The sequence below is a fragment of the Hymenobacter coalescens genome (assembly GCF_054783195.1).
In genome coordinates this window covers 74,481-89,131 of sequence record NZ_BAAGRA010000019.1, presented here as the reverse complement: position 1 = coordinate 89,131, position 14,651 = coordinate 74,481, and the positions used below count along the sequence as shown (strand labels likewise).

Here is a 14,651-nt window from a genome sequence, read left to right as displayed (position 1 = left end):
TTCTATGCAACTAGCCGTTATCATCAGCAGTACGCTGGGGCTGCCCGCCCTGCAGGCCCTGGCCGCGCAGGGCGCCGTGGCGGGCGTGGCCGTGCCGCTGCTGCCCCAGGCCCCCGACGAAACCGAGCAGCTGGTGCAGGCCGCCGCCGGTCTGGGCCTGCCCGTGGTGCGCCTGCGGCGCGAGCGGCTGGGCCCGGCTCTGGCGGAGTGGCTCACGCCGCTGGCCCCCACGGCCGTGCTGGTGTTTACCTTTCCGTGGCGCATCCCGGCCGGCGTGCTGGAGGTGCCCGCCCACGGCTTTCTCAACTTTCACTTTGCGGCGCTGCCGGGCTACCGCGGCCCCGAGCCGCTGTTTTGGCAGCTGCGCAACGGCGAGGCCGCCGGCGCCGTGACGGTGCACCGCATGGCCGCCGACTTCGATACCGGGCCGGTGCTGCTGGCCGAGCCGGTGCCCATCGGGCCGGCGGATACGCACGGGCTGCACCGCGCCCAGCTGGCCGGCCGGGCCGTGCCGGTGGCGCTGCGCCTGCTGGCCAGCCTGCGCGGCGAGGCCCCGGCGCTGCAGCCCCAGCCGCAGGACGCGGCGCTGGCCCGCTACTGGCCGCGCGCCACCCTGGCCGACGTGTGCGTGCGCTGGGAAGAGCCTGCCGCGGCCATCGACCGGCTGGTGCGGGCCGCCAACCCCTGGAACCGCGGGGCCCTGGCCACGCTGCGCGGGCAGCCCCTGCGCCTGCTGGGCGTGACCCCGCACCCGGCCGCTGCGGCCGGCCCGGTGCTGGCCGGCACCGTGCTCCACGCCGATGCGGCCGCGGGCCTGTGGGTGGCCTGCGGGCACGGCGAGGCCCTGCGCCTCGACATGCTGGCCCTCGACGAAGGCTACTTCACCGGCGCGCAGCTGGTGGCGCTGGGCATTGGGCCGGGGGAAGTTTTGGGCGCCTTTCCCATAATGGTCCACCAATAACTTTCAGTGCCCCGCGCTCGGCCGTACCTTTGTTTTTCACTAGCCCAATCTTGATATATGAAAATAAACCTACTCTGGGCGCTGCTGTGCCTGCTGACACTGGGGACACAGGCGCAAAACCTGTCCTATCAAGAAAGCTTCGAAACTGACGGGGAAGGCACGCGCTACACGTCGAACACGTTTGACTTGCGCAGTGCGTCAGTTACTACTCAGTATTTTGTTCGAGGCACACTGCCATTTCAAAATCCCGCTACTGGCCTTGCGTCGTTAGGGCCTTTTTCTGGAATCGACGGCAGTTTTTTCTGGGCAGCTGAGGGCGTGCGTAGCGGCAGCGATGTGCCGAATGCTGCTGACCGGGCACCTGGTTTTGTGCAGCTGCAGGCATTAGCTGTTACCGGGCGCACCAACCTCCAGGTAACCGTGGCTTTGGCTGCGCCGCGCGGCCCAAGCAGCAACGGCGTCGAGAATAACGACATCGTGAGCGTGCAGTATTCCCTGGACAACGGCCCATTCGTGACCATTGGCCGCTTCATGGGCGATGAGTCGCAGGGCGCCGGAGCCGGCGGCAACTGGCGACAGGATGCCAACCTAAATAACTCCGCTTCCGACGACCGTACGGCCGCTACGCCTTCCCCCGTGCTGACGGCTGCCCTGCAGAACTTCACCTTCAACGTCGGGGCCACGGGCGGTTCGCTGCGCGTGCAGGTGGTGGTGGATACCCGCAACAGCACCGCCGAAGAAATCGTGTTCGACAACATCCGGGTGACCGGCACGGGCAGCAGCGTGACGCCGCCGGCCCTGGCCGCCATCGAAACGGCGGCCATCAACTACAACGAGGGCGCTCCGGCCGTGCAGGTAACCAACAGCCTGACGGTGGCCTACCCGGGCGGCACCAACCTCACGGGGGCCACGGTGCAGATTACGAACTACGTAGCCGGCGAAGACGAGCTGACGTTTACGCCCGCGGGCAACGTAACCGGTTCGTTCGCGGGCGGCACGCTCGCGCTGAGCGGCACCGCCGCGCCCGGCGTGTACCAAACGGTGCTGCGCTCGGTGCGCTACCGCAACGCCGACGCCACCGCCGCCACCCGCGGCACGCGCGTCATCAGCTTCAGCGTGCGCGACGGCAGCAACCTGAGCAACGGCCAGTCGCGCAACATCGTCGTCAGCAGCTTCCTGAACGACGTGGCCGCGCTGCCCTACACCGAGGACTTCGAAACCGACGGGGAGGGCACGCGCTACGAGTCGGGCACGTTCGTGGTGTCCGGCAACCTGGGCTTTTTCCGCACCGCCACCCAGCCGCCCTTCAACGGCACCAACTCGACGTTCAGCAACGTCAATGGCAGCGGCTACTGGTACGGGGAAGGCACCAACTCCCTGTCCAATGCCACCGTGCCCACGAGCACCGTGCAGCTGGCCCCGGTGGATGCCACCGGCTACTCCGACCTGCGCTTTACCCTGCGGCTGGGCCGGGGCCAGGGCGCCGGCGCCGACGGCTGGGAGGCCATCGACTACGTGCGCTTCTACTACCGCGCCAACAACGGCACCTGGACGCTGTTCGGGGCCTTTTACGGCATCACGGCCTCGGGCGAGCTGCGCCGCGACGCCGACCTGAACGGCGTGGCCGACCCAACGGGCCAACTGCTCACCTCCGCGCTGCAGGACGTGGTGTTTACGGGCAGCAGCGTGCTGCCCAACAGCGCCGCCGTGGCCAACCTGGAGTTCAAAATCGAGCTGCGCAACGACGCCACCGAAGAGCTGGCCTTCGACTACATCCGCATTGCGGGCGTGACCCTGCCGACGGTAACCACCGCAGCCGCCAGCGCCATCACGGCCGGCGGGGCTACGCTCGGCGGCAACGTGACCAGTGAGGGCGGCGGCACCGTGACGGAGCGCGGCGTGGTGTACCTGCCGGGCAACGGCACGCCTACCACCAGCAACACCAAAGTAGCCATCGGCAGCGGCCCGGGCGCCTTCTCGCAGGCCGTGACGGGCCTGGCGGCCGGCACCACCTACTCGGTGCGCGCCTACGCCACGAACAGCGCGGGCACCGGCTACGGCAGCGTCGTCGCCTTCAGCACGGCCACCACGGTATCGTCCATCGTGCGAACCGGTGCCAGCCCCACCAGCGCCGCCAGCGTGGGCTACACGGTCACGTTTGCCCACGGCGTGAGCGGCCTGACGACCGGCAATTTCACCCTGACCACTTCCGGCGGCCTCGCCGGCGCCAGCATCAGCAGCGTGGCGGGCTCGGGCACCACGTACACGGTAACCGTGAACACGGGCACGGGCAGCGGCACGCTGCGCCTGGACCTGGCCACTGCCAGCGGCCTGACGCCCGGCGTGGCCAACGCGCCCTTCACCACCGGCGAAGTATACACCCTCGACCGGACCGGGCCGGCCGTAACCAGTGTGGGCGTGCCGCCCAGCGGCACCTACAAAGCCGGCGACGTGCTCAGCTTCACCGTCAACTTCAACGAGGCCGTGGTGGTGACGGGCACGCCGCAGCTGAGCCTAGTGGTGGGCGCCACCACCCGGCAAGCCAGCTACGCGGCGGGCAGCGGTAGCTCGGCCCTGGTGTTCGGCTATACGGTGCAGAGCGGCGAGCAGGACGCGAACGGCATTACGCTCGGCAGCCTGGCACTGAACGGGGGCACCCTGCGCGACGCGCTGAACAACAACGCCACCCTGACGCTCAACAACGTGGCCTCCACCGCCGGCGTGCTGGTGGACGCCGTAGCGCCGACGGTCGTCGTTTCTTCGTCGGCGGGCAGCTCGGGCAGCAGCACCAGCGCTTCGCCCATTCCCTTCACGGTGACGTTTTCGGAACCGGTAACGGGCTTCAGCGTGGCCGACCTGACCGTCGGCAACGGCACGGCGTCGGGCTTTGGCGGCAGCGGCACAATGTACTCCTTCAGCGTCACGCCGACCGCCGCGGGAACCGTAACGGTAAACGTGCCGGCCAACGGCGCACAGGATGCCGCCGGCAACGGCAACACGGCCGCTACCCAGTTCAGCCTCACCTACCAGCCCGTAACGGCTGCCCCGGTGGTGCTGACGCCGGCCAACAACAGCTCCGTGCCCACCAACACCCCGACTTACACGGGCACGGCCCCGGCCGGCAGCACCGTGACGGTGTACGTGGACTTCACCAACCGCGGCACCACCACGGCCGATGGCTCGGGCAACTGGAGCTTCACGCAGCTTACGGCCCTGACTACCGGTAGCCACACGGTGTATGCCACGGCCCAGCTCAGCGGCTTCGCCCTGAGTGCCAACAGCAACACCAACACTTTCACGGTGCTGGATGCCGCCACCTACGGCGGAAGCACGGCGGAGCAGGCCAGCACGCGCGGCCTGCCGCCGGGCAGCACCAACCAGGCTATTCTGCGCGTGGCCGTGACCGTGGGCGGCGGCCCGGCCAACCCGCTCGTCGTGCAGTCGTTGGGCTTCACCACCACCGGCAGCCAGAACCCGGGCACCAACCTGGCGGCGGCCCGCGTGTATTACACCGGCACCAGCGCCGCGTTCGGCACCGCCACGCCCTTCGGCAGCACCGTCGGCAGCCCCAACGGGGCGTTCAGCGTGACGGGTACGCAGCAGCTGCAAACGGGCGTCAACTACTTCTGGCTGGTGTACGACGTGGCCCCGGGCGCCCAGCTGGGCAACGTGCTGGATGCCACCGTGTCCACCCTTCGCCTGAGCGGCACCGACTACGTGCCGTCGAACCCCAACCCGACCGGCAGCCGCCGCATTATCGGCCCGGCGCGGCAGGCCGGCCAGGCGCTGCGCCTCGCCGGCACGACCGGCCTGGTGGATTTCGGCACGACCAATTCCAACCTCGTGCTCGGCCCGCAGTACACCCAGGAAGTGTGGATCCGGCCGAATAACGGCGGCGGCAGCGCCGTGTACGGGGTGCTGGGCTACCAGCCCGGCGCCGACGCCACCCGCTCGCCCTACATTGCCGTGACGGGCAACGGCCGCATCGAGGCGGGCTTCGGCACCGGCACGGCGCTGCGCCGCATCGAAACCAGCCCCAGCACCATCACCGACAACGCGTGGAGCCACGTGGCCGTGACCTACACCGGGACGGTGCTCACCATCTACCTGAACGGCGTGAGCGTGCAGACCGGCAACTTCACCGATACCCCCGTGGCCACGCCGGTGCGCTACGTGGGCACGTTCAGCGGGGCCGCGCCCTTCTACACCGGCGACATCGACGAGGTGGCCCAGTGGAACCGCGCGCTGACCCAGCAGGACGTGCGCCGGCGCCGCCACCTGGTGCTCAACGGCGACGAGGCCGACCTGACTTCCTACATCCAGTTCAACGAAGCCAGCGGTCCGGCCGCCGACCTGATCAGCGACGCCTCGGGCACGCTCAGCGGCAGCGCGGCCCGCGCTGCCAGCACGGCCGCGGTGGGCTACGGCGTGAGCAACCTGCAGACGGTTTCGACGGGCAATGCCAGCCCCGTGTTTGCCGGCACCAACGTGGACATCAGCTTCAGCGGGGTTACGGGCTCGTTCGATGTGGTGGTGGCTCGCCTGGAAGGACGGCCGTCGGGCACTCAGCCCAGCCTGGCGCGCACGTTCAACGCGGCTTACTGGATCATCAATCAGTACCCCGGCGGCAGCTTCTCCTCGCCGGCCGCCGTGCGCTACACCCTCACCCCCCGCGACATCAGCCCCGACGACGCGGCCAACGCAGCAGCCCAGCTGCGGCTGCTGAAGCGTCCCAGCAACAGCGACGGCGCGTTTGAATCGCCCATCAGCGCCACCTCGGCCAGCGCGGCCGCCGGCACCGTGACGTTCCCGGTCACCTCGTTCAGCCAGACGGTTATCGGCACGCTGGGCACCTCGCCGCTGCCGGTGGAGCTGGTGCGCTTCACGGCCGAGCGCCGCGGCGCCGATGCGTGGCTGCGCTGGACCACGGCCCAGGAAACGAACAATGCCTACTTCGAGGTGCAAGCTTCCGTCGACGGGCAAGCCTTCCGCCCCCTGGGCCGGGTGGCCGGCCACGGCACCAGCGCCGTATCGCACGAGTATCAGTTTGTCGACCAGAACCTGGCCCGCTACCACCACGCGGTGGTGTACTACCGCCTGCGCCAGGTCGACCTCGACGGCAGCCAGCACGAATCGGACATTGTGACGCTGGCCGTACCGGCGGCCGGACTTACGGCCGAGGTGTTTCCGAATCCCGCCACCGAGCAGCTCACGGTACGCCTGGGCGGACGCAGCAACGGCTTGGTGGGCGCCCGGCTCTACGACGCGCAGGGCCGCCAGGTGCTGGACTTCAGCCAGCAGCGCACGGCTACCTCCGGCTCCGATCTGCGCGCGTCGGTGGGCCACCTGCCGGCCGGCGTGTACACGCTGCGCCTGCAGCTGCCCGACCGCGTGCTGCACCGCTCCGTGGTGATAAGCCACTAAACCCGAGTCGGGCTCATGCACAAGCGCCCCGGTTACACCAGGTAACCGGGGCGCTTTTTGCTTGGGGCTGGGCCGCCCGTCAGCAGCGCGCTGCGCTGGGGCCCAGCCGGCACGGCCGGCCTAGTAGCGCACCAGCGGCAGCGACACCACGCGGGTGGCCCCGCTCAGCCGCACCACGTAGCTACCGGGGCGCAGCTGCTGCAGCGCCAGCACTTGCAGCCGGGCTCCGCTTACTTGCTGCTCCTGCACGAGGCGGCCCGTCACATCCAGAATGCGGACGGTGTAGCGGCCGGCCGCCAGGCCGCGCAGGTCCAGGGTAGCCTGCTCGGAGGCGGGGTTGGGGTACAGGCGCACAGCGGGACCCTCGGAGCCGAACTCCACCACGCGGATGTCGGAGTAGGTGCTGGTGCCGTCGGTGTCCACCTGCTTGAGGCGGTAGTAAGCCGTGGCGCCGTGGCGGGCTGCCCCCGCATCCAGGTGGCGGTACTCGGTGGTCGAGGAAGTGGTGCCGCGGCCGGCCACGGTGGCCACCCGCTCAAAGGCTTTGCCGTCGGCGGAGCGCTCCACCTCATACCGGTCGTTGTTTTTCTCCTGGGCCGTGCGCCAGTGCAGCACGGCATCGGCGCCCTGGGCCCGGGCCCCGAAGTGCACCAGCTCCACCGGCAGCGGGGCGTTGCCAATGGCCGTGGTCACGGAGGCCGAGTTGTTGGCATCCACCGGATCGGGCACCGCCGAGGAGGCGGCCGTGGCCAGGCCGGCCACCGGGCCGGTGGTGGGTGCGCGGAAAGTCACCGAGTTGGTCACGGCCGTCGTGCTGGTGCTCAGGGTGCTGATCGGCCCGAAGGTGACCCAGCCGCTGGCCGGGTCGTAGCTGCCGCCGGGGGCCGTTACGTTGGTGGTCGGCAGGCCCGCGGGCAGCTGCAGCCGGGGCACCACGTTGGTGGCCGGGAGGCCGCCGGCGTTGGCCGTGCGCATGGCGTAGGTGATGTTGGTGCCGGCCGTGGCCGTGGCCGGGCCGGTGACAGTGGTGGCCACGTCGGCGCCCTGCACCGTCACGGTGATGTTGGCCGGGCTGGAGGTGTAGTCGCCGCGCAGCACCGATTGCACCGTGTAGGGCGCGGCAGCGGTACCGGCCCAGTTGCCGCTGGGGGTGAACGTAACCACGCCGCTGCCGTTCACCGCGAAGGTGCCTTTGCCCGGTACCGTCAGCGAAGTTTGCACCCCGGTGGTGTTGGGGTCCAGGTCCACGGTGGCCGGGTCCAGGTTGCTGCCCGGGGCTACGTCGTTGGCCAGGATGGGCAGTGTTACGGCGGCGTTGTAGGCGGTGGTGGCCGCGTCGTCGCTGGCGAAGGGCACCTGCACCAGGTTCAGGTTGCGGATTTCGTGCACGTTGGTGCTGCCGCCGGTGGAGCCGGCAAAACCCAGGCGCAGGTTCTGGGGCGGCGTGGGCACGGTGAAGTTGTCGATGGCCGTGTACACGGACGTGCCGTGCTGAATGCGCACCGTGATGCGGTAGGTGGTGGTGGCGCCCACGGTGGTGGGTACCACGTCGATGTAGGCGCGGCGGTAATCGGCCGAGCCGGCCTGGGCGCGGGCGGTGTTCACGTCCAGCGTAAAGCCCAACTGGTTGAGGCCGGTGCCGGTCAGGTACGGGTAATCCGTGCTCGACGACCCGTTGCCGGCCCCGCGAATGGCCACCGCGTTGGGCACCTTGCCTTCGCTGTCGCCCGTGGCCGCGCCACCTGAGCGGCCTTCGCTGCCGGCCGAGTAGTTGCCGAATTCGTCGATGCCGATGCCGATGTAGCCGCGCGAGACGCCCGGGGCTATCGGATCAACAGTCTTTTGCGCGTAGCCCAACGAGCCGCCCGACGCCCCGATGCGGAAACCCGTGCTCGGCTGGTTGGCCGCATCCACTAGGAACACGCTGAAGCCGTCGGCGCCCTCGGTGGTGGTGCGGCCGTAGGAGAAGAATTCGAACGAGATGGTGAAGCCCGCCCCGGCCGGGAAGCCCACGTTGTCGATGGCGTACCCAGCCTGGTTGGTCACCGCGTCGGTGAGGCGCAGGTAGCCCTGGCCCACCGCGTCGTTGCCCGCGCCGCCGGTGCCGGTCAGGCGCGCCGCGCCGCCGAAGGTGAAGTTGCTTACTGAGTTGCCCTTAAAGGGTTCATTGCGCGGAAACGCCGGCGTGGTCTGTGCCGCGGCACCGGAAGCCATGGCGCAGACGACGGTCGAGCCCAGCACGAACGCATTGCCGCTACGCTTCAAGGCATTACCCAAAACCGAAAGAGTACAAGTTGTTTTCATAGGAAGAAGTAGAAGAAGGAACGCCTGCAGACAAATTAAATTTGCACCGAAATGTAAGCGCACGTTGAACCAGCCCGCAATAGCACATCCTATCACTTTCTTTGTTAAGCCATATTATATGTGCATATTCTTGCCCCCGCAACGGTTTTTGTTGCTTTAGTTACATCATTAAATTTTTAATCATATTCTACGACATAACCCTGCCTTATCACTAATAATTTGCATTATCCGCACAATCGCCCCTATTCACACCTACTCAGGCAGCCACTTTCAATAATTCAATAATCCTAACAGCCCTGCGACATCCGCCAGCCCCGTTCCGGGCAGCAGCAAAAAGCCCCGGCCAGGAGGCCAGGGCTTAAGGCAGTGGAGCCGCGTGCCCGGCAAGGGCTACTATGGTGCTTCTATCAGCGCTACCGCCTTCTCCAGCGCTTTCGCCGGTGCGCGGGTCGCGCTGTTCCATTTCGAGGGCCGCGCCCAGCTGGGCATGGGCCGAAGCAGCGGCCCCGAGCAGGGCCAGCAGCAGTAACAGGGATTGACGCATCGTGCAATCGAATAAGACGGAACGCCGCGCGGGCAACGGCCAAGCTAGCCGTTTTCGGCTGCCCGCCCGCCGGAGCGCAACGTTGCGGCCTTTTTTGCATCCTTGCACCCGTTTCCCCATTCTTCCTTTGCTCATGCAACACGCGCTGCGCGCCGGCCTGCTGGCCACTTTGCTTTCCACCGGCCTCGCGGCCCAGGCCGCGCCGAAGGAACTGACCTATACCGTCACCATCGACCCGGCCAAATCGACCGACGAGTTTCAGGTGACGCTGCAGCTGCCCAAGCTCAAGAAGGAGCAGGGCATCTACCAGTTTGCCTCCACCGCCCCGGGCACCTACCAGGTCATGGACATGGGCCGCTTCGTGCGCAAGTTCGAGGCCTTCGACGCCAAGGGCAAGCCCCTGGAAAGCAAGCAGGTATCGACCAACCAATGGCAGCTGAGCAAACCGGAGAAAACCCGCGAAATCCGCTACACCATTGCCGAAACCTGGGATACGCCCGTCAAGGAGCACCGCATCTACCGCATGTGCGGCTCCTCGCTGGAGGCCGACCACGCCCTGCTCAACGGGCAGACCATCCTGGGCTACCCGCAGGGCATGCAGGATGACCCGTTGCGCCTGAAAATCAACTACCCCAGCGGCTGGCAGGCCGGCTCGGCCCTCACACCCGACGCCGAGGGCTACTACCACGCCCAGGACTACGACCACGCCGTGGACTCGCCCATTCTGCTCGGCCGGCTCACCCAGGCCACGACCAAACTCGGCGACGCGGAAGTGGCCTTGTACTGCTACTCCAAGACCGATTTGATCAAGGCCGAGCCGCTGCTGGGCCACATGCAGAAGATGCTCAACGCGGCGCAGAGCTTTTTGGTGGAGCTGCCCGTGAAGCGCTACGCCTTCCTCTACCACTTTGAGGACCAGAGCCAGGGCGCCTGGGAGCATTCGTACAGCTCGGAATACACGCTGAAGGAGGAGCCCCTCACGCCCGAGTACGCGCAGAGCATTACCGACATGGCCGCGCACGAATTTTTTCACATCGTGACGCCGCTCAACATCCACTCCGAAATCATTGAACGCTTCAACTTCGTGCAGCCCACCGGCTCGCAGCACCTGTGGCTGTACGAGGGCACCACGGAGTGGGCGGCCCACATGATGCAGCTGCGCGGCGGCCTGGTTTCGCTGGACGACTACCTGCAGACGCTGCACGACAAAGTGGCCTACGACCACCTGCGCGCCGACACCACGTACTCGCTCAAGCGCCTCGGCCTGAACTCCTTCTCCGACGAAGGCCAGCAGCAGTACGGCAACATCTACCAGCGCGGCGCCATGACGGCCGCCCTGCTCGACCTGCGCCTGCTGGAGCTGTCGGGCGGCAAGCGCGGGCTGCGCGAGGTGCTGCTGGAGCTGGCCAAGCAGTACGGGCCGAGCAAGCCGGTGAGCGAGCGTCACTTCTTCGACGACTTCACGAAGCTGACCTACCCCGACATCCGCGACTTCTTCCGGCGCTACGTGGAAAACGCCGAGCCGCTGCCGCTGCGCGAGTACTACGCGAAAGTGGGCATCCGCTACGACGCGGCCCGGCGCCCGGGCCAGAAGATGGCCTCGCTCGGCACCAACGGCTACGCCGCGCAGGCAGCGGGCGTGCAGTTCTCGGAAGTCAGCCCTGTGCTGCAGGCCTGCGGCGTGCGCCCCGGCGACCAGTTCGTGGCGTTCAACGGCACGGCGGTGCAGCCCGAAACGCTACGCGCCACCCTCACGGCCATGCAGAGCGGCCAGCCCGGCGCCGAGGTGGAGCTGACCGTGCGCCGCGACGGCAAAGACCAGAAAGTGCGCTGCCGCACCCAGGAAAAGGACGTGGTGCAGCGCTACCACTTCGCGGTGGATCCGCAGGCCACGCCCGAGCAGCTGGCCCTGCGCACGGCCTGGCTGAAAAACCTGTAAGAATCCGCCTACGCCCTCAAAAAGCCCCGGTTGCCCCGCAGCCGGGGCTTTTTGTATGCCAACGCCTGGCTTTGGTATGCCTGAACGTGGCTGACAACGTGCAAACCTCAGCTATAAATCAGAATTTTACTATGCGTTCCATTGTCTCACCTCACCTCCTGCTATGAATTACCGCTACTCCCTGCTGCTAAGCGCCTTGCTGCTGACGGCTGCCGCCCGGGCCCAGAACGTGGGCATCGGTACCAACGCCCCGGCCGGCGCCGCCGCCCTGGAAGTGCGCGCCACCGACAAGGGCTTCCTGCCCCCGCGGCTACCCGCGGCCAGCGCCATTGCCAACCCTGTGCAGGGCCTGCTGGTGTTTCAGACCAATACCCCGGCCGGCTACTACTACTACACCGGCACGGCCTGGACCCAGCTCAGCACCGTGGGCGGCGACTGGGCCACCACCGGCAACGCCGGCACCACGCCCGCTACCAACTTCCTCGGCACCACCGACGCGCAGCCGCTGGTGGTCAAGACCACCGGCAGCGCCGCCACCAACGAGCGGATGCGGTTCCTGACCGACGGGCGCATCACCGTCAACCGCGCCTCGGCCCAGAGCGGTGACCTGTTTGCCGTGTACGGCTCGGGCTCGAGCGGGGCCATCAACAGCTCCGCTAACCTGCTCGACTACCCCATCAACGGCTACAGCAGCGCGGCCTTTAGCAGCATTTACGGCGAAAACACCGGCACCGGGCAGGGCGTAACGGGCTTCAACAACAGCACCGGCGTGGGGGTCTACGGCCTCAACAACAACGCCAACGGCTACGGGGTGTTCGGCCTCAACCATGCCGCCGGCATTGGTCTGGGCGGCCTCTCGACCGGAGGCGTGGGCGTGAACGGGGCCACCAACAGCGGCTCGCAACCGGGCATGCGGGGCTTCAACCAGCACGCCAGCGGCACCGGGGTGGTGGCCCTGGGCAACAACATCGCCGCCGGCACCCTGCTAAGCCAGGGCTCGGGGCTGGCCGCCAACGGCACCGGCGTGGGCGCTTTTGGCATGGGCACCAGCGCCGGCAGCGGCATCGGGGTGGTCGGCACCGGCAACAACCTGGCGACGTTTGAAAACCTCGGCACCGGGGTGGGCGTGCTGGGCCAGAGCCTGAGCTACGGCATGGTGGGGTTTGTGAGCGGCACCACGCCCGCCAACGACCGATGGGGCGGCTACTTCGATTACCGCGCCAGCGCCAACGGCTACGCCTTCGTGGGCGGCCGCGCGGGCAACACCGATTACGCCATCCTCTCGCAGGGCACCAAGAGCACCATGGTACCCGACGAGCAGGGTCGCAACCGCGTGATGTACTGCACCGAGGCGCCGGAAGTGCTGTTTCAGGATTTCGGCAGCGGGCAGCTGCGCGACGGCCGCGCTCATATCACCCTCGACCCGCTGCTGGCCCGCAACGTGGCCGTGTCGGAACAGCACCCGCTGCGGGTGTTCATCCAGCTCGAAGGAGACTGCGCCGGGGTGTACGTGACCAACAAATCGGCCGCCGGCTTCGACGTGGTGGAGCTGCACGGGGGCCGCTCCAACGTGGCCTTCACCTGGCAGCTGGTGGCCAACCGCGCCGACGCTACCGACGCCCAGGGCCGCGTCACCAGTGAATTCGCCAACCTGCGCTTTCCCGTCGGCCCGGCCCGCGTGCCCACGCAGCCCCAGGAAACCGCGCGCGCCGCCGCCCCGGCCACCCCGCCCGCTCTGCCCGCTAAGCTGAAACGCTAAGCGGCCGAGGCACCCCGGGTTACCTGTCCGTCCAGCCGCCGGCTCAGGGCGCCAGTTGGTATTGATTCATCAGTCGCAGCAGCACGCCGTTGGTCCAGCCGAAGCCGTCCTGGGTGGGGTATTCGCCGCCGCCGGCCAGCACTGCGGGGTCTTCCACGTTGTACTTCTCCAGCAGCTTGCCCGTCTGCCGGAACACGCGCGCGTTCAGCGCCACCCACCGCTCGGCCACGGTGCGGGCCAGCTCACGCTGCCGGTAGCGCTCCAGCCCCTCGATGGCCACGTACTGCAGCGGCGCCCAGCCGTTGGGCGCGTCCCACTGCTGCCCGCTGCGGGTGAGCGTGGTGACCAGCCCGCCCGCCTTCAGAAAGTCGCGCTGCAGGCCGGCGGCCACTTGCCGGGCCTGGGCCTTGGTAGCCACTTCGAAAAACAGCGGAAACGCGGCGGCCAGGGTACGCACCTTGGCCGGCTGCCGTGCCGCCAGGTCGTAGTCGACAAACCAGCCCTGCGACGCGTCCCAGCAGTAGCGCAGGATGGCCCGGCGGCGGGCCTCGGCGCGGCGCTCGAAGACCCGCGCGCCCGCCGCGTCGCCCTGCTGGCGGTAGCCGCGGGCAATGGTTTGCTCCAGGCCGTAGAGGAGGCAGTTCAAGTCGACGGGCACCAGCTCGGTGGTACGGATGGAGGCCAGCGTGCCCCCTTCGCCAAACCAGCGGGTGCTGAAATCCCAGCCCGAAGCCGCCGCCGCGCGCACGTGGCGGTAAAACACGGGCGCCGGCCGCGGGCCCTGCCGGGCCGTGGCCACGTCCTCGGCGTAGGATTCCTCGCGGGCGTAGTCGCCGGCGTCCCAGTAGCGGTTCAGCACCTCGCCGCCGGGCAGGCGCACGGCCCGCCGCGTGGCCGTGGCGGCAGCCAGCGAGTCGGCGCCGGCCATCCAGTAGGCGTGCTCGCGCAGCAGCCGCGGCTGGTAGCGGCGGCGCACCGAGTCGCCCTCGGTCTGGGCCAGCAGCTCCACCATCAGGGCGAAAAAGGGCGGCTGCGAGCGGGTGAGGTAGTAGGTGCGGTTGCCGTTCGGCACGAAGCCGTAGCGGTCGATCAGGCTGGCGAAGTTGTCGACCATGCCCCGGATCAGCGCCGGGCGGCCGCTTTCGCGCAGGCCCAGCATGGTGAAGTACGAATCCCAGTAGTATACCTCGCGGAAGCGGCCGCCGGGCACCACGTAGGGCCGGGGCAGCGGAATCAGCGAGCTGTAGGGCCCCACGGAGTCCTGCGGCTGGCGCTGCAGCACCGTCCAGAGCGTGTCGAGGTGGGGGCGCAGGCCGGCGGCCACGCGGCTGCGGTAGGCGGCGGTGGCGGCGGCCGGCAGCTCGAAATACGCGCCCACGAAGCGGCGCAGCTCGAAACCCGGCCGCCCGCGCTGCTGCTGGTACAGCCGCTCGATGTCGGCCGGCGCTACTTTGGGCCGGGCATCCACGAAGGTTTTGCTGTCGGGAAAGATGCCCCCCAGCTGCACCGCCTCGAATAGCGAAGGGTACAGCTGCCGGGGCGAGGGCTGCGCCGAGGCCGCCAGCGCGAGCAGCAGGCCGAGGCCGCAGAAGAGAAGTCGTTTCATAGGCGAGGATGCAGAAAAAGCGCCGGCCGCTGCGGGTGGCCGACCCGGTCACCTTGGCGAGGGGCCCGGAGCATTACCCAACGCCGGCGCGCTGGTATGCGGTACGCGAGCGAA

General features: G+C 68.3%; 7 protein-coding genes. 4 read left to right on the top strand and 3 right to left on the bottom strand.

Going from position 1 to position 14,651, the window contains the following annotated elements; genetic code table 11:
• Positions 1-4: 4 nt before the first annotated feature.
• Together ACYVKQ_RS16830 and ACYVKQ_RS16825 are read left to right on the top strand one after the other, a co-directional pair.
• On the top strand, positions 5-961 hold the full coding sequence (locus ACYVKQ_RS16830) for a methionyl-tRNA formyltransferase (RefSeq protein ID WP_460676512.1): 957 nt from the start codon (positions 5-7) through the stop codon (positions 959-961).
• 420 nt (positions 962-1,381) lie between these two features.
• The gene (locus tag ACYVKQ_RS16825; RefSeq protein WP_460676511.1) at positions 1,382-6,385 is read left to right on the top strand and encodes a LamG-like jellyroll fold domain-containing protein; all 5,004 of its coding nucleotides are present in this window, start codon (positions 1,382-1,384) and stop codon (positions 6,383-6,385) included.
• Positions 6,386-6,505: 120 nt separating this feature from the next.
• On the opposite strand, the gene ACYVKQ_RS16820 is transcribed toward ACYVKQ_RS16825, so the two are convergent.
• Together ACYVKQ_RS16820 and ACYVKQ_RS16815 are read right to left on the bottom strand one after the other, a co-directional pair.
• Positions 6,506-8,689 carry a T9SS type A sorting domain-containing protein gene (locus ACYVKQ_RS16820; protein ID WP_460676510.1) on the bottom strand — a complete coding sequence of 728 codons (2,184 nt, stop codon included), beginning with the start codon at positions 8,687-8,689 and terminating at the stop codon, positions 6,506-6,508.
• A 358-nt stretch (positions 8,690-9,047) separates the two neighbouring features.
• Entirely contained in the window at positions 9,048-9,233 is a 186-nt protein-coding gene (locus ACYVKQ_RS16815; protein WP_460676509.1) for a hypothetical protein, read from the bottom strand.
• Between the two features lie 133 nt (positions 9,234-9,366).
• Between ACYVKQ_RS16815 and ACYVKQ_RS16810 the strand changes: the two genes are divergently transcribed.
• A complete protein-coding gene (locus ACYVKQ_RS16810; protein WP_460676508.1) occupies positions 9,367-11,172 on the top strand; it encodes a M61 family metallopeptidase in 1,806 nt (601 codons plus the stop codon).
• Between the two features lie 163 nt (positions 11,173-11,335).
• Entirely contained in the window at positions 11,336-12,931 is a 1,596-nt protein-coding gene (locus ACYVKQ_RS16805) for a hypothetical protein (protein WP_460676507.1), read from the top strand.
• A 43-nt stretch (positions 12,932-12,974) separates the two neighbouring features.
• On the opposite strand, the gene treF is transcribed toward ACYVKQ_RS16805, so the two are convergent.
• A complete protein-coding gene (gene treF, locus ACYVKQ_RS16800) occupies positions 12,975-14,537 on the bottom strand; it encodes an alpha,alpha-trehalase TreF (protein ID WP_460676506.1) in 1,563 nt (520 codons plus the stop codon).
• Positions 14,538-14,651 lie beyond the last annotated feature (114 nt).

What these genes read in the sequence shown, in the direction of transcription:
- ACYVKQ_RS16830 (WP_460676512.1), top strand. Translation starts at nt 5, where the DNA reads ATGCAACTAGCCGTTATCATCAGCAGTACGCTGGGGCTGCCCGCCCTG.
- ACYVKQ_RS16820 (WP_460676510.1), bottom strand. Translation starts at nt 8,689, where the DNA reads ATGAAAACAACTTGTACTCTTTCGGTTTTGGGTAATGCCTTGAAGCGT.
- ACYVKQ_RS16815 (WP_460676509.1), bottom strand. Translation starts at nt 9,233, where the DNA reads ATGCGTCAATCCCTGTTACTGCTGCTGGCCCTGCTCGGGGCCGCTGCT.
- ACYVKQ_RS16810 (WP_460676508.1), top strand. Translation starts at nt 9,367, where the DNA reads ATGCAACACGCGCTGCGCGCCGGCCTGCTGGCCACTTTGCTTTCCACC.
- ACYVKQ_RS16805 (WP_460676507.1), top strand. Translation starts at nt 11,336, where the DNA reads ATGAATTACCGCTACTCCCTGCTGCTAAGCGCCTTGCTGCTGACGGCT.
- treF (WP_460676506.1), bottom strand. Translation starts at nt 14,537, where the DNA reads ATGAAACGACTTCTCTTCTGCGGCCTCGGCCTGCTGCTCGCGCTGGCG.